Source organism: Paenibacillus sp. RRE4 (assembly GCF_031844205.1).
In the GTDB taxonomy this organism is placed as follows: Bacteria; Bacillota; Bacilli; order Paenibacillales; family Paenibacillaceae; genus Paenibacillus; species Paenibacillus xylanexedens_B.
In genome coordinates, this window is sequence record NZ_JAUZUT010000001.1 from 134218 (window position 1) to 159180 (window position 24963).

The 24963-nt window shown below is 46.3% G+C and carries 20 protein-coding genes; 16 read left to right on the top strand and 4 right to left on the bottom strand.

What is annotated here, in order from left to right; all coding sequences use genetic code 11:
* Nucleotides 1-33: 33 nt before the first annotated feature.
* Nucleotides 34-663 carry an LSm family protein gene (locus Q9R46_RS00630; protein ID WP_311278562.1) on the bottom strand — a complete coding sequence of 210 codons (630 nt, stop codon included), beginning with the start codon at nt 661-663 and terminating at the stop codon, nt 34-36.
* Between the two features lie 347 nt (nt 664-1010).
* Here Q9R46_RS00630 and Q9R46_RS00635 point away from each other — a divergent pair, with 347 nt between their 5' ends.
* The 6 genes from Q9R46_RS00635 (at nt 1011) to Q9R46_RS00660 (ending at nt 8814) form a co-directional block, all read left to right on the top strand.
* A complete protein-coding gene (locus tag Q9R46_RS00635) occupies nt 1011-2069 on the top strand; it encodes a CotH kinase family protein (RefSeq protein ID WP_311278563.1) in 1059 nt (352 codons plus the stop codon).
* 267 nt (nt 2070-2336) lie between these two features.
* On the top strand, nt 2337-4163 hold the full coding sequence (locus Q9R46_RS00640; protein WP_483874817.1) for an ABC transporter ATP-binding protein: 1827 nt from the start codon (nt 2337-2339) through the stop codon (nt 4161-4163).
* A complete protein-coding gene (locus Q9R46_RS00645; RefSeq protein ID WP_311278565.1) occupies nt 4144-5985 on the top strand; it encodes an ABC transporter ATP-binding protein in 1842 nt (613 codons plus the stop codon). The genes Q9R46_RS00640 and Q9R46_RS00645 overlap by 20 nt, the downstream gene beginning before the upstream one ends.
* 345 nt (nt 5986-6330) lie before the next feature.
* Nucleotides 6331-6753: a MarR family winged helix-turn-helix transcriptional regulator gene (locus Q9R46_RS00650; protein ID WP_145333077.1), complete on the top strand. Its 423-nt coding sequence runs from the start codon at nt 6331-6333 to the stop codon at nt 6751-6753.
* Nucleotides 6754-7019: 266 nt separating this feature from the next.
* Entirely contained in the window at nt 7020-8381 is a 1362-nt protein-coding gene (locus Q9R46_RS00655) for an MATE family efflux transporter (RefSeq protein WP_311278566.1), read from the top strand.
* 118 nt (nt 8382-8499) lie between these two features.
* The gene (locus Q9R46_RS00660; RefSeq protein ID WP_311278567.1) at nt 8500-8814 is read left to right on the top strand and encodes a hypothetical protein; all 315 of its coding nucleotides are present in this window, start codon (nt 8500-8502) and stop codon (nt 8812-8814) included.
* 76 nt (nt 8815-8890) lie between these two features.
* Here the strand turns inward: Q9R46_RS00660 and Q9R46_RS00665 are convergent, their stop codons facing one another.
* Entirely contained in the window at nt 8891-10540 is a 1650-nt protein-coding gene (locus Q9R46_RS00665; RefSeq protein ID WP_311278568.1) for a bifunctional metallophosphatase/5'-nucleotidase, read from the bottom strand.
* Between the two features lie 276 nt (nt 10541-10816).
* Between Q9R46_RS00665 and Q9R46_RS00670 the strand changes: the two genes are divergently transcribed.
* From Q9R46_RS00670 to Q9R46_RS00700, 7 genes are all read left to right on the top strand, one after another.
* A complete protein-coding gene (locus Q9R46_RS00670; protein WP_090917662.1) occupies nt 10817-11803 on the top strand; it encodes a phosphate/phosphite/phosphonate ABC transporter substrate-binding protein in 987 nt (328 codons plus the stop codon).
* Between the two features lie 231 nt (nt 11804-12034).
* Nucleotides 12035-12832, top strand: coding sequence for a phosphonate ABC transporter ATP-binding protein (gene phnC, locus Q9R46_RS00675; RefSeq protein WP_311278569.1), 798 nt, complete (start codon nt 12035-12037; stop codon nt 12830-12832).
* The gene (gene phnE, locus Q9R46_RS00680) at nt 12829-13686 is read left to right on the top strand and encodes a phosphonate ABC transporter, permease protein PhnE (protein WP_311278570.1); all 858 of its coding nucleotides are present in this window, start codon (nt 12829-12831) and stop codon (nt 13684-13686) included. The genes phnC and phnE (Q9R46_RS00680) overlap by 4 nt, the downstream gene beginning before the upstream one ends.
* A complete protein-coding gene (gene phnE / locus Q9R46_RS00685) occupies nt 13683-14495 on the top strand; it encodes a phosphonate ABC transporter, permease protein PhnE (protein WP_090917666.1) in 813 nt (270 codons plus the stop codon). The genes phnE (Q9R46_RS00680) and phnE (Q9R46_RS00685) overlap by 4 nt, the downstream gene beginning before the upstream one ends.
* Nucleotides 14496-14731: 236 nt before the next feature.
* A complete protein-coding gene (locus tag Q9R46_RS00690; protein WP_311278571.1) occupies nt 14732-15355 on the top strand; it encodes a hypothetical protein in 624 nt (207 codons plus the stop codon).
* A 171-nt stretch (nt 15356-15526) separates the two neighbouring features.
* The gene (locus Q9R46_RS00695; RefSeq protein ID WP_311278572.1) at nt 15527-16147 is read left to right on the top strand and encodes a hypothetical protein; all 621 of its coding nucleotides are present in this window, start codon (nt 15527-15529) and stop codon (nt 16145-16147) included.
* Between the two features lie 552 nt (nt 16148-16699).
* Nucleotides 16700-16960: a hypothetical protein gene (locus tag Q9R46_RS00700; protein ID WP_311278573.1), complete on the top strand. Its 261-nt coding sequence runs from the start codon at nt 16700-16702 to the stop codon at nt 16958-16960.
* A 762-nt stretch (nt 16961-17722) separates the two neighbouring features.
* Here Q9R46_RS00700 and Q9R46_RS00705 read toward each other — a convergent pair.
* Both Q9R46_RS00705 and Q9R46_RS00710 read right to left on the bottom strand, forming a co-directional pair.
* Nucleotides 17723-20521 (bottom strand): DUF5689 domain-containing protein, encoded by a 2799-nt coding sequence (locus tag Q9R46_RS00705; RefSeq protein ID WP_311280911.1) that lies wholly within the window; start codon nt 20519-20521, stop codon nt 17723-17725.
* A gap of 286 nt (nt 20522-20807) precedes the next feature.
* Nucleotides 20808-21284 carry an RNA polymerase sigma factor gene (locus tag Q9R46_RS00710; protein WP_311278574.1) on the bottom strand — a complete coding sequence of 159 codons (477 nt, stop codon included), beginning with the start codon at nt 21282-21284 and terminating at the stop codon, nt 20808-20810.
* A gap of 211 nt (nt 21285-21495) precedes the next feature.
* On the opposite strand from Q9R46_RS00710, the gene Q9R46_RS00715 reads away from it, so the two are divergent.
* Genes Q9R46_RS00715 through Q9R46_RS00725 form a run of 3 tightly spaced genes read left to right on the top strand, consistent with a single transcriptional unit; the run spans nt 21496 to nt 24826 of the window.
* A complete protein-coding gene (locus Q9R46_RS00715; protein WP_090917674.1) occupies nt 21496-22209 on the top strand; it encodes a response regulator transcription factor in 714 nt (237 codons plus the stop codon).
* Nucleotides 22206-23672, top strand: coding sequence for a sensor histidine kinase (locus tag Q9R46_RS00720; protein ID WP_145333084.1), 1467 nt, complete (start codon nt 22206-22208; stop codon nt 23670-23672). Before Q9R46_RS00715 ends, Q9R46_RS00720 begins: the two co-directional genes overlap by 4 nt.
* Nucleotides 23669-24826, top strand: coding sequence for a hypothetical protein (locus tag Q9R46_RS00725; RefSeq protein ID WP_311278575.1), 1158 nt, complete (start codon nt 23669-23671; stop codon nt 24824-24826). Before Q9R46_RS00720 ends, Q9R46_RS00725 begins: the two co-directional genes overlap by 4 nt.
* Nucleotides 24827-24963: the final 137 nt, after the last annotated feature.

Genomic DNA, 24963 nt, shown 5'->3' on the forward strand with positions numbered 1-24963 from the left:
CTGGTAGTAGCTTCGTTTGTTGTTGTTTACAAATTACCGTCTGCCTCCGGACTTATTTCCGCGTGATTGATTTCCCCGTGATTTGTTTCCGCCCGATTTATTTCCCTGTGATTTGTTTCCGCACGCTTGGTTGCCTGCACTGCGATTCCCTTGGGAACGATTGCCGCCGGACTGCGTATTTTGTGTTTTATTCCCTTGGCTTGTGTTTTTACCGTTGTTGCCGTTGTTATTGCTATTGTTGTTGCTGCTTCCGCGAACCAGGGAGACGGATTTCACATGCTGTAAAGGAATGCGGATGATCTCCTGATTTTTCAAAGTCAGAATTAATTGACTCTGGTTGGCATCGGCCAGGATGCCTTCCACTTTTTCCGGGCCTCCGCGGTTGATCTGTACAGGACGGAAGCGAAGTGCCTGCATCACGCCAAGGAATGTGTTCGCCGGAATCGGATTCCCCATAGGTCCTCTGGCTCCGCCGGAACGACCTGTGTCAGTAATACTTTTGACATGAGCATCATTCACATACACCATACCTTCTTTGCAGCTCACAGCCATGTAGTCCCAGCGTACATCCATTAATGTGCCTTGGATTGAATCGGGTCCACCGCGATTAATCTTGACTTCTCTTCCAACCAAACCTCTCATTCCCTGACCATTCATAGACATTGTATTTTGCCCCTTCCCAGATATAAGTTCAGATAGGCCGCTGACGGTTGTTCGCTGATGTTCGTTGAATCCCTGCCACTCGTCATTGGAGTCTGTCTGTAGTTTAATCATATGTGTACCTAGCATCTGAGGAACCAGCAGACAACCATTTGTATAGCAAATTGGCAGTAATCTATGAGAAAAATGGTAATTTTTAGATTGGTGTGATATATTTTCAGCAAATTTACACTGTGACTTCGCGGATGGTTCCATAAATGGGCTGTGCATTAGCCCTTACGGCCTGCTGTGCTTGTGCATAGGATGATGTAATAGCCTACGGGCTTAACTCACAGGTGACCGAAAGGCGGATGGAAATGACTCTACCTGTCTACCACATCCATGTGTCGACGAATGAATACCAGCGATTAACATCGAACATATGGTCAGAAACGTTTGTGAACGGCACGATGCAGATGGACGGCAAGCAGCTTCCCATTCGAATTCGGTACCGGGGTGGACATACACGCGCTTATGAGAAAAAATCATTCGAGATTCGCACGGCAAGCCGTACGTTCCACTTCAATGCGGAATATGATGACCCTTCACTGCTGCGGAACGCACTTTCATTTCAGTTCTTTGAATCCATTCGAGTTCCGGCGCCTGCTACGCGCCACTGTGTGCTGTATCTCAATGATCAACTCGCGGGGGTGTATGTAAGAATTGAAGGCGTGAAGTCTTCTTATTTTCGCCAGCGGAGAATGCCTGTCCGGAGTATTTTCTACGCCGTCAACGACAACGCCAATTTTGCATTATCAACCGGATCAACTCATTCAGAAAACAGCCAGTTGTCCGGATACAGCCTGATTCGCGGCAATGTGGAGGACCGCCAAAGACTACGCAGGTTTATTCAACAATTGAATATGAAGTCCAAGATGGATCTGTTTCGTTTTTTACAATCACGGGTGGATATTGACAACTATTTGCGCTGGTTGAGCGGAGCTGTGCTGACAGGCAATTTTGACGGATTTCATCAGAACTATACATGGTACGAAAAAGTGAAAAGTGGAAAATATGGCATTCTGCCTTGGGATTACGAAGGAACCTGGGGTAGGAACTGTTACGGGGCCAAGGTCAATCCGAATCTGGTTCGCATTCAGGGGTATAACAAACTGACGGGGCGAATACTCGCATTTCGTACGTTTCGTGAGCAGTATAAAAGACTAATGAAACAGCATCTGGAGCGTGCCTTCACGGAGAAAAGAATCATGCCGCTAGTATATAGATTACACGATGGAATTCGGGAAGATGTAGGGAACGACCCTTATATGAAGTGGCCCATGAATGTCTTTCTGAATGAACCGGAGAAGATTCGCACGTATGTGAAAGAACGCCGTGAGTACGTGGGCACCGCGTTGAAACAGCTGTAAAAGGATGCCCAGGCAACGGGCGACGCTGCCTCGGGTATTTTATTTTGATTAAGCCAGCATGTTCTTCAGGATTCGATTGCAGGTTAAAATTTGAGGTTAATACTAAGAATGAGAAGAACATAACGGTGTGCAGATGGAAAATGCGATATAATAGTCGTATTGGTTACGTGAAATTTTACATAGCTTTAAAGAAAGAGAATAACGGAGCTGACGGTGTGATTGTAATGCGGTATCGCCAGTAACGTGCTCCGGGCCGGAGGTATGGGAATGCTCAAGCTGTTCGTTCACTTGAAAAAGTACCGGGTCGCCGCCATTGCAGCGTTAGTTATGATGCTGATTGAATTAACAGTGGAGCTGGCTCAGCCTTATCTGATCTCGAAAATCATTGATAATGGCATCCAGCAGGGAGACCTGACCGTCGTATGGATGTGGGGGGGCGTGCTGGTTGGCAGTGCGGTCATCGCATTTGCCGCCGGGATTGCAAGTTCGTTTTTTGCCTCGCATGCGAGTCTTGGATTCGGGTATGATCTGCGAGAGAAGCTGTATGACAAGATGCAAACGTTTTCCTATGCAGTGTTTAATCGCTTCGCGACCTCATCGCTAATCACCCGGTTAACCGGTGACGTGACTCAGGTGCAGGATACCATCTTTATGAGTCTTCGTTTTATGACCCGTGTTCCGCTCGTGGTGATTGGAAGCATGATCATGGCAGTGGTGGTCAGTCCGAGGCTGGGATTGTTGCTTGTTGTTATGGTGCCGGTGTTGCTGGTTGTTGTGATCTGGATGATTAAAAAGGCAGCGCTGCTGTTCCGCAATGTGCAGCGCAGACTGGATGCCGTGAACGGTGTCATCCAGGAGAATCTGACAGGCATCCGGCTGATCCGTGTTTTTGTACGGATGGGCCACGAGATTGAACGCTTTGCCAGCTTCAGCGGCAAGCTGATGAAAGGCACGATCTCCGCGCTGCGCCTGACGGAGACCACGATGCCATTCATGCTACTGATGATGAACGGTTGTATTATCGCCGTACTTTGGTTTGGGCGGAAGGACATCGTATCAGGCTCGGCAACCGTTGGTGAAGTCGTTGCGGTGATTAACTATCTATTGCGTACCATTGGGGCGATGTCGGCGCTTTCCTGGATTTTGGTTACATTTTCACGGGCGAGTGCTTCAGCACAGCGTCTGAATGAAGTGTTTGAAACCGAGGATACGTCAGAGACGGAGCGTACGGGTCAGCGGGAACAGGCCGGACACACGGATACGGATACCCAAAGTTCGTTGGCTCCTTTGCATAGTTCTGGTTCCATACAGCATGTGCATGAGCAGGACCAACGTACCGTACAAGGTGAAGTGGAGTTCCGCAGTGTAGGATTCAGTTATCCCAACAGTGAGATTAAAGTGCTTGAAGATATCACGTTCTCGGCAAAAGCAGGTGAGCGAATTGCTATTATGGGGGCTACCGGATCAGGAAAATCCTCTCTGGTGCAGCTCATTCCACGCCTGTATACGGAAGAACAAGGTGAGGTGCGTATTGATGCTACAGATGCATCCGAGCTGGATCTGCCGACCCTTCGTAAAGCCATTGGTTATGTTCCTCAGGAAGTCGTACTGTTCACGGGCTCTGTGCGTGAAAACATTGCTTGGGGACGAGAAGATGCCACGATGGAAGAGATTGTGGAAGCGGCAAAACGGGCTCAGATTCACGAGACCATCGAGCAGTTGCCGAACGGATACGATACGTTGCTCGGTCAAAGGGGTGTTAACCTTTCGGGTGGACAAAAGCAACGCCTCTCCATTGCGAGAGCTTTGGTACGCCGTCCAAGCATTCTTATTCTGGATGACAGTACAAGTGCTCTCGATGTAGCTACTGAAGGCAGGCTTCTAGGTGCACTGGAAGATCTCTCCTGTACGACGTTTCTGATTACACAGAAGATCAGTTCAACCACTTCGGCCGATCTGATTCTGCTCCTGGATGATGGACGCTTGATTGGACAGGGAAAACACGAAGACTTGATGGAGTCGTCGGAGTTATACCGCCGAATTCATGAATCACAATATGGGGAGGGCGCACAGTATGTTCAAAGCACTCATTGAGCCTTTCCGTCAGCCACGGCCCGTTCTGGATTCCGAGTCACTCCGTTCAGGAGGCCAGCGTAAGCCGAAAGCGAGAGCCAAAAACTGGTCAGGCACGCTTGGTCGGATCTGGAGCTACCTCTCACGCCGCAAAATCAAGCTTTCACTTGTGTTACTGATGGTATTTGCCAGCTCAGCCCTTGCTCTGCTTGGGCCTTATATGGTCGGCGTGGCCGTTGACCAATTTATCGAAGGAGAGTCGACCAGTTCCAGCTGGACCTGGTTTCTACTCGGACTGGTAGCGGTGTATGTACTCTTTTCGCTTACATCCTGGCTCCAGAATATTTGGATGATTGAGATTGCTCAGGAGACGGTATTCCGTATGCGTTATGATCTGTTTGCTCATCTGCATAAGCTGCCGATCCCGTTCTTTGGCAAGCGTCAGCAAGGTGAGATTATGAGCCGGGTCACCAACGATATTGAGAACGTCAGCAGTACGCTGAACAGCTCGGCAATTCAGATTTTTTCGAGTGTGTTAACGCTAATCGGCACATTAGGCGTGATGTTGTGGCTCAGTCCGTTGCTCACGTTACTCACCTTTATTGTTGTACCTCTAATGGCTGTGGGGATGCGCTGGATAACGCGCAGAACGGGTCCGCTTTTCAAAGAGCGGCAGCGCAATCTGGGTGAACTCAACGGTTATATTGAGGAAACGTTATCCGGACAGCGGATCATCAAGGCCTTTTCGCAGGAAGAACGGGTCATTCGCGGCTTTGAGGAGCGTAATATGCGCATTCGTATTTCCGCGTTCTGGGCACAGACGATTTCAGGTTTTATTCCCAAACTGATGAATGGACTCAACAACCTGAGCTTTGCAATCGTCGCGGGGATTGGCGGTATTTTGGCGATACAGGGTTCCGTTACGGTAGGGGTCATCATTATTTTTGTAGAGTACGCGCGTCAATTCACACGTCCGTTGAACGATCTGGCGAATCAGTGGAACACGCTGTTGTCTGCGATCGCGGGGGCAGAGCGGGTGTTCGAGGTGCTGGATGAGGATGAGGAATCCAAGGATGAAGGGGCTGCCATTGCCTTGGATAACATTCAGGGCAACGTTCGGTTCGATAAGGTTTCCTTTGGATATGATGAGGGGCGTGATATTCTGCGCGGGATTAGTTTTGAAGCGAAGCCCGGCGAGATGATAGCGCTGGTCGGTCCAACAGGAGCAGGCAAAACAACGCTGATTCAGCTCTTGTCCCGCTTTTATGATCCGACAAGTGGAACGATTACCGTGGATGGGCACAAGATGACAACCATTCGGCGGGAAAACCTGCGGTCGCACATGGCGTTTGTATTGCAGGATTCATTTTTGTTCCAGGGAACGATTCGTGAAAATATCCGGTTCGGACGTCTGGATGCAACCGATGAAGAAGTGGAGATTGCCTCCAAGCTGGCGAATGCACATTCCTTTATTATGCGAATGAAGAACGGGTATGACCGGGTGCTTCAGGCGGACGGGAGCGGTATTAGCCAAGGACAAAAGCAATTGCTTGCTATTGCCCGGGCCATCCTGGCTGATCCGTCCATTCTGGTATTGGACGAGGCGACCAGCAGCATTGATACGGTGACTGAGATCAAAATTCAGGAGGGGCTGGAACGTCTGATGCATGGCCGCACCAGCTTTGTCATTGCCCACAGGCTGAATACGATCCGTCAGGCCGACCGGATTCTGGTACTTAAGGACGGGAAACTGCTGGAGCAGGGTTCACATGATGAACTGCTGAAACAGGGTGGATTTTATAGTGATTTATATAACAGTCAGTTGCGGAAAAAGGCGCAATAGTGTGCGGGTGGCTTGAAGCAAGCAGGAGAGTCGTAGGAAGCGAGGGAGGGACTGTTCCTTCCGGTCGGTGTAAAGACGGTAATGTAGACTCAGGCTAGCGGTGTAACAGCGGAAGGATTGGAGCCCGGAAGGGGGCTTCAATCCTTTTTTGATATGTTGATATGTGCAGTAAAGAAAGAAAAATTGATTCTTGACAGAGAGGAAGCCGCAGTTGTATATTTAGTTTGCGAATAGTTAGATATCTAACATTTAGATTTTGAGTCTGAGTCTGAGTTAGAGATTGAGTAAGTAAGAGAACAGTGATGAAACAAATTAGAGAGGAAGCAGAACAGGAAGGAGAGAATTATGCGCGAAAATACGCCGTATTCGGATCTATTTCAAACGATCGGCATCAAGATCAAACGCAAAGCGGATGAGCAGGTGAACGAACTGGGATTGAACGCACAGCAAGGAAGAATCATTGGATATATCTACGAGCACCAGGACGAAGGATTAATTCAGAAAAATCTGGCTGACGTATTCAACCGCAGAGATGCAACGATTACAAGTATGTTAAAAGGACTAGAGAAGAACGGTTATATCGTTCGTAAAATTCCAGCGAATAACGAGCGGCAAAAGAATCTGTATGTATTGCCGAAGGGCGAGAAAGTGATTCAGGATATAGAGCAGATGTTTTCGACCGTGGAGAACGAGATCGTGAAAAGCCTGTCAGAGGAAGAGCAGGCAACATTGATGCGTTTGCTGACCAAGGTTAATCAGAATTTATAAGGCTGATTACGATGACTGGGGATATATAGAGCAGATGAACTGCTCTTAGGTAAAAACTTAGAATTCGAACTATTAGTGTTCTATTAATCAAACTGTAAATATAGCTGTAATTGTGGCCGTAGTTCTACATGTAATCATGGAATTATGGAATTAAGTGTATCAAGCTTTAATTTCCCTTGCAGATGATGATGAATTTAACTTGGTGTTTTTTTGCAGTAATACTTAGAAATCTAATTGTTAAGTGGTTAAGAAAGGTGGAGGTTACCATGAAAGAAAAACATTCAAACTCCTATTATCTGGACAAAGCGCCCGTCCACAAGTCGATTATGCATCTGTCCATTCCGATGATGCTTGGTATGTCTGCGGGGACAGTGTATAACCTTATCAACGCGTTTTTTATCGGTCTGGTTCATGATACAGGCATGTTTAGCGCTATCACGCTGGGACTGCCGATTTTTACGGTATTAATGGCTTTTGGCAATATGTTCGGGGTGGGTGGTGGCACATTCATTACACGCTTGGCGGCAACGGGAGAGAAGGAAAAAGCAAAACGGGTCGCAGGGTATTCCTTTTATTCTAGTTTAGGTATCGGTTTGCTCATTGCCCTGATTGCCTGGTTATTCATCTCACCTATTGTTCAGGGACTGGGAGCGGATCAGGCTGTATATGAATACACCAGTCAATATGCCATTACACTTTTGGCAGGAGGGGCTATCGTTATTCTTAATTTTGCGCTGGAACAGCTCGTTCGGTCGGAGGGGGCTTCGAAAGAATCCATGATCGGCATGTTTATTAGCATCGCAGCCAGCATCGTTCTGGATGTGCTGTTGATCCTGGTATTGAATTGGCATGTGATTGGAGCCGCATTATCCATTGTATTAGCCAATGCTTGTTCCGCAGCCTATTATGTTTGGTTTCTGTCCCGCCGCAGCGAGAATTTGAGAGGGTTTCTGGGACATTGGAAACTTCAGGTCAAAGACCAGATGGAAGTATTCAAAATTGGAGTTTCCGAGTTGTTGCAGACCTCGTTTCTAATCGTATCTACGCTGCTACTGAACCATTATGCCATGATCTATGGAGAAAGCGTAGTCGCTGGATTCGGTATTGCTTTACGGGTTGTGCAGCTTCCCGAATTTCTGGCGATGGGTATCTTTATGGGGATTATCCCACTGGTGGCACACAGTTTCGCGAGTAAGAAGTTTGGTCGTTTAAAGGCTACGTATAAGCAGGCTTCGCTGTATATCATCGGTATTGGTGTTCTTTTCATAGGCATCGTTTATATGTTCAAGGAATCTGTAATTCGGTTATTCTCTTCGGATATAGCCGTACTGGAGGCGGGAAGTTCGATTCTGGTGGCCATGTTGATCTCTGCTCTGTTCACTGGATTAACAGGACTGTTTACGGGTATTTTCAAAGCGGCAGGAGAAGGCATCCCGACCAATATCATGGCAATATGCCAAGGCACGCTGTTTATTCCGGTAATTATCGTTTTCCATAAATTCTATGGCCTTACAGGCATCATCTGGTCTATGACAGTAACGGAGATCATTACAAGTGCGCTGGGACTGATCCTGTTCGCTTACCACTACGGACGCATCAATAGAATGCACAAACAGGTTGCTGTTTGAAAGGAGATATACGTGGATATGTACTGATTAATTAATGGAAAAATATACCATGACATGATAGAAACAGGTGGATATACTGAAATGAGTTTGGTGTTCACAAGGAGGTTGTTCATCTGTTTTGAAAAATCCCAAACTTGCATATCGGCTCATATTCTTCAATGCGATTTATGGAATAACCCTTTTGCCCTATCCGGTTGTACTGATCATGAGTGTGTATTTATATGCCTATCGGGAATCAGGTGCACATCCATTGTTAGATACAATTGCGGCAGTCCTCATGGCTACGTATCCCATTGGTGTGTTAGCTTCCTTATTATGCTGGGCGTTCTATCATTCGGGCAAAAGCAAATGGGCAACCGCAACTGCAAATTTGTTTCTGTTCTGGTTAGGGGCTTTTCTCATTGTACTGCTTCTCTCGGATTCATTGTTTTAAAAGGACGAAACCGGATAACCCGGCTCCGTCCTTTTTTCATGTACTTGTTCATTTTTCGTTTTTCACAATCCAAACTTCAGTTGGTGACCTTCCAGTTATGCACTTCCCGAACTTGTAACGGCTGGTGCCTGCGAATGAAATCTTCCACCAGAGCGGCCATGTCCGTGGCGCCTTCGTGCAGCACCTTTTTGCCGGGATACATCGCATAATCTCCGCCGCCTGCCGCGCGATAACTGTTCATCACGACGGAGTATGTACCATCCATCTCCAGTGGTTTTCCATCTCGTTCCAGTTTCACAACACGGCTGCCTACAGGCTGGGAAATATTCAGTTCATAATCGATACCAGCCCACATGTCGTAGTTGTAGTGTTGAGGTTTGGGTTGCATATACGCTGGGTTAACGACTACTTTGCCGGAGGTGCCCAGTTCGAAATATCGTGCTGTTTGCTCCAAAGCTTCCCGAATATCCCTTCCGCTGAGTTCAAGCACAGTTAGAGTGTTGGGATAAATGAAGTTTGATAACACATCACGCACCGTAATCTGCTTGCCGAAACCACGAGCTTCTTCACTAAGCATAGCCGTATTGGAAAGCTGTGCCCCTGTCGCTTCGATCTGAACCTGATGTACAAAGTCAATAAAAGGATGCGCTTGAAGCCGCAACTGTGTCGCGCTGGAGATCGATAGATCTCCGTCTCCGGCTACTTCACCTATAGGCTGATCCAGCCACGATTGTGCCGAAGCCTCCAGCTCAGTGGTTAGCTTCATTACTACTGGATCAGGCTTTAGATCGGGGTAATCCTCAAGCAACAGCAACTTCGCTTTTTTCTCCGTTACTACCCATTTGCCCGTGTCCGGCGATTGCTGAAGTTGCACGGACACTTGACCTAATCCACTGCCATTAAACCCTGGCTGAATTACAGTTACCCCATGGATTTCGCCCGTCAATTGGCGATGCTGATGACCCGTCAGTAGTACGTCAATGCCATCAATCTCTCGGCAGATGGCATATGCCTGATTTTCTCCGGTCAAGCGCTCTGCAGGTTCTCCCGTGTCTAGATCACATTCAAATCCTCCATGATAACTGACCACCAGTACGTCGGGTTGTTCATATTCCCGTATATATTTCACCCACGTACGAATCGTATCCAGTGCATCCATGAAATGAAGTCCTTCAATATTTTTCGGATGCTCCCAGTTGGGGATGTAATGGGTGGTTGCGCCGAGCAAGGCGATTTTTACGCCAGTCGAGAGCGTCTTGATCAGATACGGTTCGCCAAAAGCCGGAATACCTGCTCCTTCAGGGGCAAGCGGCAGTCCTACAATTTGTTGCTTTTCCCGTTTCATCAGAATATTGGCAGACAGCCAAGGAAAGGAGGAACCTTCCACCGCACCGCGTAGCAACTCCTGACCATAGTTAAACTCATGATTGCCCATCACAGCCGCATCGTATCCAAGCTCATTTAAGACGTGAATAAAAGGATGCGTCTGCGCTTGGGGTGCATGAGAAGCTGCGTAAGAAGCCAGAGGGGAGCCTTGCAGCAAGTCTCCATTATCGATTAATAGCAATTCGGGCGACCGTTCACGTTCCTGCCGAATCAGGGAAGTCAGCAAAGCAAGACCAGCATGACGATATGCGTTGGTATTGTAATGGATCGGGCGAATCGCCCCGTGAAGGTCACTGGTGAACAGGATATCGAAGTTTGTCGTAGGGGGAATGCGTGTCATTTTACAATCTCCTCTAATATATAAGTTTAGATATATGGCATAAACCGTAGAAAGAAGCAGAAGAAATCGTCTTAACAACAGGTGATAAGCCTTAATCCAGGCGTATTTCCTCTGAATTCATCGACCATAATGAGCCTATTTTAACAGAAGAATGTGACGCTGACAGCCTGCCAGGAAACTTTACAAAACTCCAAATTTCGTTTCACATCGCGCAAATATTTGCCAATTATAGTAGACAAGTATTGAAAATCAGAAAAACTTTTGGAGGGTGTTCGATTGAAGAAGTCTGCTTTATTCTTACCATTGTTGATTTTGGTACTGTTCCTGAGTGCATGTGGGTCTAACGCTACATCCAATTCGTCAAATGGCGCTGAAGCCAATTCAAGCGCGTCCGGCACATCAACCGACACAGCAGAGAAAGACAAAACCGCTGAAGGTTATGTCCCTACGGAACTGACTGTGCAATTCGTTCCTTCACAGAATGCAGACACCCTTGAAGCAAAAGCAAAACCGCTGGAAAAACTGCTTGGCGACAAGCTGGGTATCCCGGTAAAAGTCAGCGTATCCACGGACTACAACACGATTATCGAAGCGATGGCTTCCAAAAAAGTAGATGTAGGTTTCTTGCCTCCAACAGCTTATGTACTTGCGAAAGAAAAAGGAGCAGCACAAGTCATTTTGCAAGCACAACGTTTCGGTGTGAATGATGAGACTGGCGCTCCGACAGAGCAACTGGCAGATTCGTATAAATCCATGATTATTGTCAAAAAAGACTCCCCGATCCAATCGGTAGAGGATCTGAAAGGCAAGAAAATGGCTTACCAGAACGTAACATCTTCCGCTGGTTATGTATGGCCGGCAGCCTTGTTGCTGGATCGCGGCATTGATCCGCTCAAGGATGTACAGCCTGTGACCGTTAAAGGTCATGACCAAGCTGTTCTGGCCGTGTTGAACGGTGACGTCGATGCAGCCGCTATTTTCCAGGATGCCCGTAACACAGTATCTAAAGACTACCCGAATGTATTCAAAGACACACGCGTTCTTGCCTTCACTGAGCCTATTCCTAACGATACGATCGCCGTTCGTACCGACATGAACGCAGATTGGACAGCGAAGATCAAACAGGCCTTCATCGATATCGGTAAAGATACGGAAGGTCACAAGATCATCAAAGAAATCTACACGCACGAAGGTTATGTGGAGTCCGATGACAGCAAGTTTGATATCGTTCGCCAGTATAACGAGAAAGTGAAAACCGAGTAGTTTTTCGTTCCAACAAGCAAATCATGACTTTGCACAGTGAACAGGCCAGTTCAGCGTAATTGACGCTGTTCTGGCTTGTGCCGTTATTATAAGTTTCTGCTGGAAACAGCGGAAACGATATATGTTGAACTTTTAATTTACACATTATTCTGCGATCGAAGTGCCTGTGTAAATCAACCTTTAGTTCAACTTATATCGATAAATATTATGGATGAAAGAAGGATTAACGCGATGATTGAGCTTCATAACGTGACCAAAACGTATGCAAACGGCACGAAAGGCCTCAATAACATAAATTTGCAATTCAAGCAGGGAGAATTCATCGCGGTGGTCGGATTGTCTGGTGCAGGCAAATCCACATTGCTGCGGTCGATCAACCGGCTGCATGATATTAGTGAAGGTGAAATTCTGATTAACGGCAGCTCCATCACCAAGGCACAGGGCAAACGCCTGCGTCTGATCCGGCGGGATATCGGCATGATCTTCCAAAGCTTCAATCTGGTGAAACGATCCAGCGTGTTACGCAATGTACTGGCTGGTCGGGTGGGGTACCATTCTACACTTCGTACCATAATGGGTCGTTTTCCAAAAGAGGATGTAGAACTGGCCTTTGATGCATTGGATCGGGTGAATATCTCCGAGAAGGCTTACTCTCGTGCAGATCAGTTGTCTGGTGGACAGCAGCAGCGTGTGGCGATTGCCCGTGTACTCGCTCAGGAAGCAAAAATTATTTTGGCCGATGAACCGGTGGCCTCACTTGATCCGCTGACAACGAAACAGGTCATGGATGACCTGAAACGGATTAATCAGGATCTCGGCATTACAACGATTGTTAATTTGCACTTTATTGATCTGGCGAGAGAGTATGCGACACGTATTGTTGGTTTGCGGGCAGGCGAAGTTGTATTCGACGGTCCGGTGGAAGAGGCAACGGATGAGCGTTTTGCTGAAATTTACGGCAGACCGATTCTGGCGGATGAATTGCTGGACAAGCAGGCAGTGCATGAGCAGGGAGAAGTACTGGTATGAAAGGACAAACCAGCGTTTCACTTGAACATGAAGGGCGTGCAGACGTAGGCAAGGAACCTGGCTCCAGCCCGAAGCAGATCGTGAATCGCCCCAAACCACCGGGAAAGACCAAACATCTGCTAACGCTGGTCATCATTGTGCTGCTCTTGTGGGCGAGTGCCAAGCAGACGGATGCGAGCTTTGCAGAACTGTTCACAGGTGGCCCGGAGATGTGGAAGCTGCTGAAGGAGATGTTTCCGCCGCGCTGGAGTTATTTTGACAATATCGTGCAGGGCATGCTGGAGACGATCCGGATGGCTTTGATCGGAACCACGATTGGTGCCATTCTTGCCATTCCGATCTCCATCATCTGTGCGGGGAATCTCATGCCAAGTCGCTGGATCTATTATCCGGCACGCTTTCTGCTGAATCTGATTCGGACGGTTCCGGACTTGTTGCTGGCGGCGTTGTTCGTTGCTGTATTTGGACTGGGGCCGGTTCCGGGTATTCTCGCGCTGGCTGTATTCTCGGTAGGTCTGATCGCCAAGCTCACCTATGAAACGCTGGAGACGATTGACAAAGGGCCGCTTGAAGCGATGACTGCTGTGGGCATGAACCGTATTCAGCTTATTGTCTATGGTGTGGTGCCGCAACTGGCAGCCCAGTTCACGTCCTATGTACTGTATGCCTTCGAAATTAACGTACGTGCCGCCGCCATCCTTGGACTCGTTGGAGCGGGTGGTATCGGACTTTATTACGAAGCGACACTTGGATTCCTGGAGTATGACAAGACGAATACCATTATTATTTTCACATTGGCCATCGTTCTGATTATCGACTATGTGAGCACTAAGCTGCGGGAGAAATTGTTATGATGAAAAATGAAGCGAGCCGTATTCGGCCAAGACCCAAGCCACGGAAAAATCCGCTCCGCTGGCTTATCATTCTGCTGTTAATTCTGGTTTATGCGTGGGCGCTTGCGGGCGTACCTTTTACCGGATTCAAGGAAACTGCGGGACAGATCATGAAAGCTATTATTGCGGGTATTTTCTCGCCCGACTGGAATTTCGTTTATTTGCCTGAAGGCGAGGATTTGTTGCGCGGACTGCTGGATACTCTGGCGATCTCTGTACTGGGTACTGTAATCTCTGCTGTGCTCTGTATCCCGTTTGCCTTCTGGTCTGCACGGAACATGAGTGGACATCGGGCGATCTCGGGTGCGGGTAAAATGATGCTTAGTTTCATCCGTACATTTCCTGAAATTATCATGGCTCTCTTGTTCATCAAGGCTGTAGGCCCCGGATCATTCGCGGGGGTGTTAGCCCTTGGACTTCACTCGATCGGGATGCTGGGTAAACTGTACGCGGATGAGGTTGAAAATATTGACTATGGCCCGTCCGAAGCGTTACTGGCTTCCGGAGCAACCCGGTTGCAGCAACTCTGGTTTGCCATCTTGCCGCAGGTCATCCCGGGATTCCTGAACTATACATTGTATCGGTTCGAAATAAATGTTCGCTCTGCCACGATCCTCGGTGTGATCGGCGCAGGTGGTATCGGGACACCGCTGATCTTTGCACTCAGCACACGCAACTGGCCGCGTGTCGGCATTATTCTACTAGGCATTATCGTGATGATCACGATCATTGATCTGATCTCGGGGTATATTCGGAAGAAGCTGGTGTAGCTAACGGAATGAAGCGGTAGAGAGAAGGACTATCTTTTGCTGGATGATACGGCAGTGGATAGTCTTTTTTCTGTTGTTTTTAAAATACACAGGCTCTAAATCTAGTGATATGTCGGTAGTTGCCTAATTTTTCTCTTGAAATAATTTGTGATAATAGTTGTACAATTTGCTTAATTCTCTATTCAATTATTTGTAATTTATTCCGATTTTAATATGAGAAGGAGGTGAATTTCATTTTGAGAATTATTTTACCTATTATTGCATCGATATTGAGTATTGGAGGAGGGGGAGTTTTTGCCTATTTTTTACTTATACTGCTTTTATCTATAGACAATGGTGGATTTCGTATTTTCATTGGTCCGCCTAAAAGCGAGACTCTTCTCAAACTTGCCTTAATTATTCTACCGTTTGTTGTCGCGGTATATGTTCTTAACAAGAAGCAGCAGCATGTAATAAAAAAAACAATAATCGCTTCTTTTGTAGCATCTTTTGTAATGAGTTTTATATTAATACCAAATCAAGTTGCAATTCTCGACTTTTTTAGAACGCCTTCGAAACATGTTCAATTGGAGATTCAAAGTCAAGTGCAGCAAATTATTGATAAACAACAGTTGCCTTATGTCATAGACCAGAAAGAAAGTGAAAGTTGGACCGATGACGAAGTAATACGAACAGTTGTTTATTTAAACAAAACACTACCTGGGGAACTTAAAAAGGAGGAAGTCAAGCCATTTTTGGGGACGACATTTGAAACGAATGTTTTGCTGGTTTTTAATGACAAGAGAGAGGGCGAACTTTTCAAAATAGTAATAGATAAGGGGGAAGAGAGCGGTTGTAGTAATGAATCCTTATGTAGATAGTTGAGAATTAGTAGTGACTTTACATATTGTTTCCTCATCAAAAAGCAAAATTTAGAACTGTTTGGAAAACCTGATTTTTCGATTTGTTAGGGCACGTTCAGTCCTTTTTAAATCCGCTAAGTACGTTTTGTAATTTATCGATTTTAATATGAAAAGGAGGTGCATTTCATTTTGAGAATTATTTTACCTATTATTGCGTCGATATTGAGTATTGGAGGAGGATGGCTTTTTGGCTATTTAATAATGCTACTGATGCTATCTGGAGACGAAGGCCTCATTATCTTTGATGTTCCTCCAGCAAGTCATACTCTCTTGTATCTTGTGTTAACACTTCTTCCGTTTGTTGTCGCGGTGTATGTACTTAACAAGAAGGAGAAGTCAGGAATAATTGGAACCATTATCGTTTGTTTTATAGCATCTGTTGTAATGTATTTTATAATTCTTTTTAACCAAAGCGCAATTGAAGACTTTTTTAGAACGCCTTCGAAACATGTCCAATTGGAGATTCAGAGTCAAGTTCAACAAGTTATTGATCGTAACCAACTGCCATTTGTTATAGATCCAAAAGTAAGTGAAAGACAAACCCAGGATGAAGCGATTCGGACGGTTGTCTATATGAATACGACAACGGAAGGAGATTTACAAAAAAACGAGATTAAGCCACTAGTTAGTATGTCATTTGAGACAGACGTTAGACTAGTTATTATAGACAAAGCGAATGTCAATCATGTCTCAATTGTAATTGACAAGGGAAAAGAAGTAAGTTGTAGTGATGAATATTATTGTAGGTAGCTGAATTTAAAATCAAAATTAACTATACATATTTTTTCCCGATCGCAAGAATTTCTAGTTATCATTCATTTATCCGTATAAGATACAGATGCTCTAATTAAAGGGGGTGTGGGTTATTATACGGATTATTTTGTTGATTCTAACGGGCATTCTGAGTGTTGCTGAAGAACTCGTCTTATACTGAATATGGCGGTAACCCTGTTCCCACTTGTTGTTGTGGTGTATTTCCTTAAGCGAAAAAAAAGAATATATGTTCATTAAATTATCGTGTATCTGTTTATTGCATCCTGGATAGTCGGGTTTATGTGGTTCATTAATTCTTAGAAATCAGATATATTGGTAAAATTAGAATGTTGTCTGTGTTACAATTGTAGTAGTGACGAGATGAATAGATAGTGCCGGTGAGTAAATCGAAGAAGTTTGAGAAGTCAGTTGCCCTGATGAATATAGCCGTTGGACAAGTTGGAACGTACATAATGATGTTGGATATGTGGCTCGAAACGTTAACTTTTAACGTTAAAGTTGACCTTTTTGCAAGGAGGTAACTATTCTATGGAAAAATTTTATTTGATATGGCTCCTCTTTATGGTGCTTATATTGCTGTACCGATTGATCTTTCAGGAGTTTAAAAAGCATAACCGGGAGAATATCGGACTTAGCGCGATTCTGATAATTTTTACGGGGAGCGGCTATTCATTTACGCAGATGAACCTTATTTTTGTTATTGGTATCATGGCCTTAGCGGCATATAGTGGGGTGTGGAACAGCATTCTTTTTGTAAGAGAAGGTTATGAGAGACCTCGACTGAGATGAGCTGATTTACGTTACGTGTATGGATCGTGTAGAGATATGTGTACAAGTAGGAAGTTAACTCTCATGGATTGAGGGGGCAGGGTACTGTTGAACCTAGCTTGAAGCGCTAACGATCACCAGAAGCCTTATTTAGTCGAAAAAGTCTGGATTAAAATTCTAACGATCCGCACAGACGTTATTTGTTGCAATTAGCCCGATTTATCCCTCAAAATATTGAAAAATAGCCAAATAGCGTCGCTGGTGATCGTTAGAATTTTAAATGTGGCAAAACGGGCCAAATAAGCTCTCTCAGGATCGTTAGCGCTGAGGGAGTAGAGAGTTTCAAGGGTTCAATGGTGCGCCAGAAATGAAAACATAATACAACCATAATAAAACCACAATAGAACATTCCATAAACTACAAAGACCTAAAAAAGACTACAAAAAAACCGAAATCACCGCAGCCTCTTTCCTGGCCGTTGGGTTGGTTTCGGTTTTTCGTTATTGTTTACGTTACTACTTTCATTATTACTTTCGTGACTGCTTTCGTTACTACTCAGGCTCTGCTCTTCATTAATTTCCGTTTTCATTACTACTTAAGGTATTAATTACTTCCGTTCCTGGATTCGTTTCTATCGGTGTTACTATATTCGGTTTGATCTACGTTATGCCTAAGTTTCTGTTCATTTTCGGTGTGTTTACTTCTACTTATATTGCTACTTCGGTTCGGCATTTGCGCCTACTCTATTCCTGCATCTACATCTAATCCTAATGTTAATTTATACTAGCTCGCCAAAGGCAAAGTAGCTTTGCTTACTTGTACCGTAACGGTTTCCGTACTGGTCACACCTGCAGCATTGATCAGTTCCGCGCGATACGTGTACGTTCCGTTCGCACGACCGCTCAGGTCGGTTTTCGCCGTTTGAGCAGATGGTGTAGCAGCGTTCAACGCTTGCGTATCGATCAGTACATCATTTTCATAGAGGCGATACTCGGTTGCGTTGGTTCCCCACCAGAGGTTCATCGTTACGGTGTAGTTGCCATCACCGTCCCAGTTGTTTTGCGACAAAACGGCTTTACCTGGAGCCGCGTTCGTAATTTGAACCGTTAACTCATCGCTGCGAGTAGCGCCTTTGTCGTTGATCAGCTCGGCAACATACGTATAAGTTCCGTTCGCTTTGCCTTTAATCGCCGTTTTAGCAAACTGTGAAGAAGGGGAAGCCGCCGTTAACTTTTGCGTATCTACCAAGACATCGTTCTCGTACAGCTTGTACTCGGTTGCATTTTCGCCCCACCACAGATTCATGCTCACGTTGAACGAACCGTCAGACAGCCCGGTGGTATGTCCGTTATCGGAAGAAAGCACCGGTTTACCCGGCGCTCCTTCGGCTGGAGTGGAAGGGTTCTCGCCTCCACCTTGTTCTTCCGAAGCTACAATGTCACCCAAGCTTCTTGGTTTCAATTGATAGACATCTTTGAAAATGGCAGACACACCTGTGATATCAATCTTGTCACCAGCAACATAAGGGAAAGTCGTTTCACTCACACCGGTACGCGTATCCACACGCACGTGTGTGCTTGTTCCGTCCGCAGCCACTGCATCAAATTCAAATGAACCGGCAGGCGTAGCGCTGATGATATTCTGCACCGTTACATTTTTCAATTGAACGAGTTGACCTTGGTTGGTATCGTTAATGGCTGTAACCAGTGCTGGAGCCGGAACAGAAGCGGTTCCTGTTTTCTCAATCGCAACCACATCGGTTAACTCGAACTCGCTGTTGTAGATCGTTGTTGGTGCGGTCACTTTCACTTTGTCACCTACATCGAATCCGCTCGTGTGCTGGAACACGTAGATTCCCGCTGTATCATCCTGAAGATAGAAGGCTTGTCCGCCGAAAGAACCCGGTTTGGTTGTGACAACACCTTCAACAGTAACTGTAGCGCCAACCGCTTTGCTGCGCGCTTCGGCTACGCTAATGGTTGCTGGAATTGGACCTTGTTCTTCTGGCAGTGGCTCCGCAGGTACGTTAGCAATGCTTACCGCATTAGTAATCAGGTTGCTTCCGTTCAGGCGCAGACGCAGGCTGGCGTTACCATTCGTGCCTGGTTTGATGCGTACATTCAGATCTTTGATCCCGCGTCCGTTGCTATCCGATGTTACGCTAAAAGCAGAGCTGTATCCGTATGAAGTTGGCCATGTTCCACTGTCATTCTGGATCATAGCTACCTGTGTTCCACCTGTCAGATAAATACCGGCGCTGTAACCGGAAACGGTAGTGTTAGGAGCCATATTTTCTACAACTACACGAATCTGGAAGTCTTCGGCATTAGGCAATGTATTTTGCTTCACGAAGCTGTAAGCCGCGTTAGCACTGGACGCAGGGCCGCCATAAGAGCCTGGCTTGAACGTGGAACGATCATACCACTTGTATCCGGCAGCCGGGGCAGCCCAAGGTTCAGCTTGCGGTTCAGTCGAAGCCGCTGGCTCCTCGAAAGGCAACAGCGCTGTAGCTGTATCCAATGTAAGGCCGTTTACTTCGGACAGTTTAGTATAGTTTTCTTGTGTCGCCAGCCAGTTTACCGTATTGACGAGCAATACCGCATCATCGACTTCTTTGAAGCCGTCATATGTTGTTTTGCGTGTGCCTGTTTCTTCGCGCAAATATTTCGGGGATGCATCTTCCACCGGGGAAGAGTCACCGATGAAGGCCGCTTTACCTGCACCCAGTTTGGATACAGCCACATATGGACCTTCTTCGATCCCGCCGCCGTTATATACACCTTGGTCTACGGCATTATTCCATTTGGCATTCGTTTTTGGCAAGTACACAATACCTTTGGCTTTCTCCGGGTCTGTGATCGCCAGCGTGGAGCCTGCGTGCATCGCTACAGCAGAGACGCCTTCCGTAATGCCGAATGCTTGATCCGCTGGCACGATGATATTGGCGTTAATATCGCCGAGTGCGTTATAACGGAAACGTACGCCGAAGTTATCCGACAACCAGTCTGAACTGGTTATATTCTGCATGGCTTCGGAGTTGCGTTCATCTGCACTCATGCCTTTAGCAGGATCTTCGTATGCACCGCGGCGATAGCCGTTAATGACTTCCGAGCCATCCCAGCGGTTTTTGTTACGGTCGGCGTTGTAGTGATCTCCAACGAAGAAGATGCTGCCGCCGGATTCTACATATTGTTTTAAAGCTGCCTGTTCAGACGTTTTGAAAGGAATTTGAGGTTCAGCAATGACGAATACGTTGTATTCTTTCAGATCATCATAGGTAAACGGTGTCGCTTTGCGCAGCTCCTTCACATAATAACCGTCGTTTGCCAAAGCGTTGGCAAAGTCGGAGAAACCGCCATCAATGACCCAGTCGGCTGCTCCGGCAGTCTGACCGTGCGAATTGTCGAACAACACTTTCTTGCCAGCGTTCTCGTTAACGACCTTGGCTTGAATGAATGGAGCCGGATCTGTTGGTCCTTCCGCATGAACCGAAGCATCTCCGTTCCATAATCCGACTTGAAGTGGCAAAGCCACGGCTAATGCCAGGAGCGATTTTAACCAAACTCCCCGCAAACGTTTCATTTTACCCAACCAAATCCCTCCCAAATATTAGTTGATTCATAAGTTCGTCCATATTCTACCACATGAAAATCTCACATAGTCATAACAATTTGTAAAAATTAGATCGAACTTTGTAAAATTAGGCATTTTGGCATACGAATAGGCCATTTGGATTATTGGTTATTACAGGAATGGAAATAATGATATGGGGGAACAAGCATGGAAAGATAGAGCGGAAAGAACATGTGGATTAGAAACTTACGAGTCGTGAACAGAAGAGATGAACACAACGTAAAAAAAGCCATCTCTACGAGATGACTTTGGCACGAATACGATTGACGGCGTGGAAAACGGAAGATTTGATCATGCCTTCACTACGGTTCACCAACTGGGCTGTTTCTTTAATGGAATACCCATGGATCAGGCGCAGTTCCAAAATTTGGCGATGTTCGGTGTTGTGGATATGGGAGACGATTTCGTTAATTCCTTCATTAATCTCCATCTCAGGGGTATCAACATGGTATGAAGGGGATTCAAGCCTGCTGTCACGGCGTAAAGTGCGCGTACGTCTGCGAAAGCTGTCCATAGCCAGGTTACGGGCGATGCGTTTGAGATAGTAGAGAATTCGGTCTTCAGGGATATGGACAGTGACGTTCATGAGACGGATAAAACAATCTTGTGCCAAGTCTTCCGCATCCTGCGGCTGTTTGACGATTTGGGATAGATACCTGGTGATTTCTGATTTATAGTTAATGTAAGCATCGTTAATTTGTGAGTGGTTCATAAGATGTGAATCCCCCTTGGATATGGATCAAGCCTTGGTTCCGGTCCGTTTGGCGTTCTATTAATGCCAGTATAGCGGGAGGTTGTTTCCAAAAGGTTCAGAGTTGTATCGGAGTTGTAACATTTCTTGATTTCCTCTGTTCAAGCAGACGGCTTGGGATACAGAATATAGACAGATGAAATTCATAGAGCAGGGAGATTACGAATGTATTATGAGACCAAAAGAGATATTAATCATCGAAGATGAAGAGTCCATTCGCGATATATTGTCCTATTCGCTTCGCAAGGAAGGCTTCGAGATCAAGGAGGCGGCTTCCGGTAGAGAAGGGCTGAATCTGCTTCGGGAGTCGAGGCCGGATCTGATTCTACTTGACCTGATGTTGCCTGATATGAGCGGCTTCGACGTGTGCAGACAGTTGTCTGTGAATTCCAAAATCCCGGTAATCATGATTACGGCAAAGTCCGATATGCTGGACAAGGTGCTTGGTATGGAGCTGGGGGCTGACGATTACATTACCAAGCCTTTTGATATCCGCGAAGTGGTTGCCCGCATCCGGGCTATTTTCCGCCGGATCGATCTCATCAGCGAAACGCTGGAGAACCAGTCTTACGAAGTCGTTAGACTAGGCAAACATATCGAGATTCGTAAGGATGAGCGCGAGGTGTGGAAGGACGGGGAACGGGCAGGGCTCACCAACAAGGAGTATGACCTGCTACTCTTCCTCGTGAACCACCACCGCAAAGTACATACACGTTCAGAGCTGCTGGACAAAGTGTGGGGATTTGATTTTGCAGGAGATACGCGTACCGTGGACATCCATGTGCAGCGCATTCGCAAAAAGCTGGACAGCGGCGATCAAGGCATATCGATGATTGAAACGGTATTTGGCGTAGGGTACAAGCTGAATATTCAGGTGCAGACATGAAATGGACGATTCAGTTCAAAATGGTTGTGCTGTTCTCGGTGATCGTGTTTATCGGTTTCTCGGCACTGCTGATTCTGTCCAACAAGGTCGCTCAAGAGAATATGTACCGTGAAGTGCGAGAGGATATGGTGCAATCCAAAAAAAATCTGGATATCGCCTTGAATCAGTATTTTCTCATCCATAACAAACGTATCAGTAAAGATTCGCTGGAGGCGGGTAGCCGCGAATTGGAAGAGCAGATTGGCTCTGCTGTGGGTGGAAGTATTACGCTCTATCGCCCCGATGCCTCCACTTATGGCTCCAGTACGAGTGCAGGAAAACTGGTTAAACACACCGACATAGAAGATTTGAGAGAAGCGATGCAATCCCGCATTGCCTATACGACAAAAGTCGATCAAGGACGGGTTGTAGCAAGCCTCTCTTTCCCGCTTCAGAGTGACCAGCAACTTGTCGGCATTGTGCAGCTTGAAAAAGATTATACGGATCTTTATCGACGCAATATGCGCTTTCAGGATACGATTAAGCTGTTCGCAGCGACGATATTTGTGTTTGTTTTCATTGCTTCCATTTTTATTTCCCGGAAAATTACGCAGCCCATTCGTGTGCTGACGAAACGTTCTGCCGAAGTGGCCCAAGGTAGCCTGAACGCGGATATTCAGATTGCGACGAAGGATGAGATCGGGGAACTGGCGGCGAGCTTCACGGTCATGATTGACCGGGTAAGAGAGCAGATTGATGTGATTGAGCGAGAACGGGACGAAGTGAAACAAGTGCAGGCGCGAAGCAAGGTGTTTTTTGACAATGTGACACATGAATTAAAAACACCGCTGACGACCATTCTGGGCTATGCACAGATTTTGCGGGATAATGGATTCACCGACCCGGATTTCTTCGACAAGGGCATGAATTATATCATCAAGGAAAGCCGTCGTCTGAATACGATGGTTGCGGATATTTTGGAAGTGTCCGTGTCTTCGGCAGTGATTGAGAACTATCGCTTCGGACGGGTAGACGTCTCGGAGATTATCCGCGAAGCGTGTGAGGACATGTCCATCAAGGCAGGCAAGTACAATATCGGCATTCATTATGAACTTGAAGAAGAGCTATATGTACGGGGGGATCGGGACAAGCTGAAAGAGGTATTCCTGAACGTACTGGATAACTCCGTCAAGTATAGTGATGTGAATTCGATCATAGAAGTGCAGTCCTCGCGGGAAGAACAGTCTATTGCCATTATGATTCGAGATCAGGGTGAAGGCATTGGTGCAGAAGCCCTGAATCATGTGTTTGAACCCTTTTACCAAGATAAGGGTGTGAACCGAGTCGAAAAAGGCAGCGCAGGCCTGGGGCTGTCGATTGTGAAAAACATTGTGGAGCGTCATGGAGGAACAGTGGAGATGAAAAGCATCATGCGGGAAGGGACGCAAGTCCATATCCGCCTGCCGGGGGATCGAAACACATGAAATATACCGGCTTTTGGCGTAAACATCGCGATAAGCTGATGCTGTCCGGGCTACTCGTTGCCTTTGTGGGGGGGATATTCGGGATTGGCAGTCTGTTCAGCATGAGTCACCTTAAACCACGTACGGTGATATTGCCTGGGGAACAATTCAACAGTCGTCTCGCGCCCCCATCGAGCAGTACAATCCAGATTGAGTCAGCGACTAAAATTCCGAATGATTTTGTCATTTATGATTTTGATATCGGGGATCGGAATACGATTGTTGTTAACAGTACCGAACGTTCGTACACAGGATTACGGCTGCTCAAACTGCATCTGGATGATAACCAGGTGAAGGAGATCAGTGGCAACACCGATTTTGGCGTTGTACTGAGCCCGGATCGAACCAAGCTGATGTATGCTCAGTATCGCTCGGGACAAGCCCAGCGCACGGCTTATATATACGATATGAAGAGTGGCGAACGAAACAAACTGGGCAAGGAACATTCCTATTTCAGGGAGTTTCTCAGTAACGACACATCCATCAGTCATGATGAGCGTGGTTTCATTCAGACCGATCTGAGAACGGGCAAGGAAGAGATCCTGTTTTCCGATGAGGCCATGATGAAGAAAGTCGGAGTAGAGACGCATGAGGATAAGTCGGGCAAGAATTACATCGTTATTGACAGTTTTGAGATTAGTCAGGATATGAAGCAGGCGTATGTTCTGGTCATGCACAAGGATGATTTTGCCGTCTATCGCGTGTCGCTGGCGAAAAATCCAGACGTGTCCTTATACCTTAGATCGAAGGATATTCAGCAATACCATCTGATGAAAAATGGGGATATGATCTTTCAGGGTGAAGTGAATCAGGTGCAGGGACTATATCGATATCAGGTGGAAAAAAATAAGCTGAACTTGCTGGCCAAGGGCACATTCTGGAATTTTGATCTGAGCGCGGACGAATCCCGAATTGCTTATCTGAATACACTGGAGAATCAGAAAAACGAGCTTCATATTGCCTTCCTGAATGATCAGAGCTTGTCCTCCGATACGGTGATCTACCGTAATATCAACAACTTTATCAAGCTCAAATGGTTTGAGGAAGAACTGTTCATGGCAAGCAGCACCGCCAGCAAGAGTGAGTTGTATCGTTTTAGCTTTAAGGCGTGGTAGGTTTTGAATTTGAAAGAACATATATCCCTGCGGGTAAGCGTTGTACGCTCTGCCGCAGGGCTTTTTGTGTTGACATGTTACAAGTTGGATACAACTGCGTCCTGCCCCGATACATCTGCGCACTATAATAAAGTGAG

Excerpts from the sequence above, each read along its gene's own strand:
- phnE (WP_311278570.1), top strand. The coding sequence starts at position 12,829 with ATGAAAGGACAAACCAGCGTTTCACTTGAACATGAAGGGCGTGCAGAC.
- Q9R46_RS00630 (WP_311278562.1), bottom strand. The coding sequence starts at position 663 with ATGTCTATGAATGGTCAGGGAATGAGAGGTTTGGTTGGAAGAGAAGTC.
- Q9R46_RS00710 (WP_311278574.1), bottom strand. The coding sequence starts at position 21,284 with ATGAACCACTCACAAATTAACGATGCTTACATTAACTATAAATCAGAA.
- Q9R46_RS00640 (WP_483874817.1), top strand. The coding sequence starts at position 2,337 with ATGCTCAAGCTGTTCGTTCACTTGAAAAAGTACCGGGTCGCCGCCATT.
- Q9R46_RS00705 (WP_311280911.1), bottom strand. The coding sequence starts at position 20,521 with ATGAAACGTTTGCGGGGAGTTTGGTTAAAATCGCTCCTGGCATTAGCC.
- Q9R46_RS00645 (WP_311278565.1), top strand. The coding sequence starts at position 4,144 with ATGTTCAAAGCACTCATTGAGCCTTTCCGTCAGCCACGGCCCGTTCTG.
- Q9R46_RS00700 (WP_311278573.1), top strand. The coding sequence starts at position 16,700 with ATGGAAAAATTTTATTTGATATGGCTCCTCTTTATGGTGCTTATATTG.
- Q9R46_RS00655 (WP_311278566.1), top strand. The coding sequence starts at position 7,020 with ATGAAAGAAAAACATTCAAACTCCTATTATCTGGACAAAGCGCCCGTC.
- Q9R46_RS00635 (WP_311278563.1), top strand. The coding sequence starts at position 1,011 with ATGGAAATGACTCTACCTGTCTACCACATCCATGTGTCGACGAATGAA.
- Q9R46_RS00665 (WP_311278568.1), bottom strand. The coding sequence starts at position 10,540 with ATGACACGCATTCCCCCTACGACAAACTTCGATATCCTGTTCACCAGT.
- phnC (WP_311278569.1), top strand. The coding sequence starts at position 12,035 with ATGATTGAGCTTCATAACGTGACCAAAACGTATGCAAACGGCACGAAA.
- Q9R46_RS00715 (WP_090917674.1), top strand. The coding sequence starts at position 21,496 with ATGAGACCAAAAGAGATATTAATCATCGAAGATGAAGAGTCCATTCGC.
- Q9R46_RS00725 (WP_311278575.1), top strand. The coding sequence starts at position 23,669 with ATGAAATATACCGGCTTTTGGCGTAAACATCGCGATAAGCTGATGCTG.
- Q9R46_RS00650 (WP_145333077.1), top strand. The coding sequence starts at position 6,331 with ATGCGCGAAAATACGCCGTATTCGGATCTATTTCAAACGATCGGCATC.
- phnE (WP_090917666.1), top strand. The coding sequence starts at position 13,683 with ATGATGAAAAATGAAGCGAGCCGTATTCGGCCAAGACCCAAGCCACGG.
- Q9R46_RS00720 (WP_145333084.1), top strand. The coding sequence starts at position 22,206 with ATGAAATGGACGATTCAGTTCAAAATGGTTGTGCTGTTCTCGGTGATC.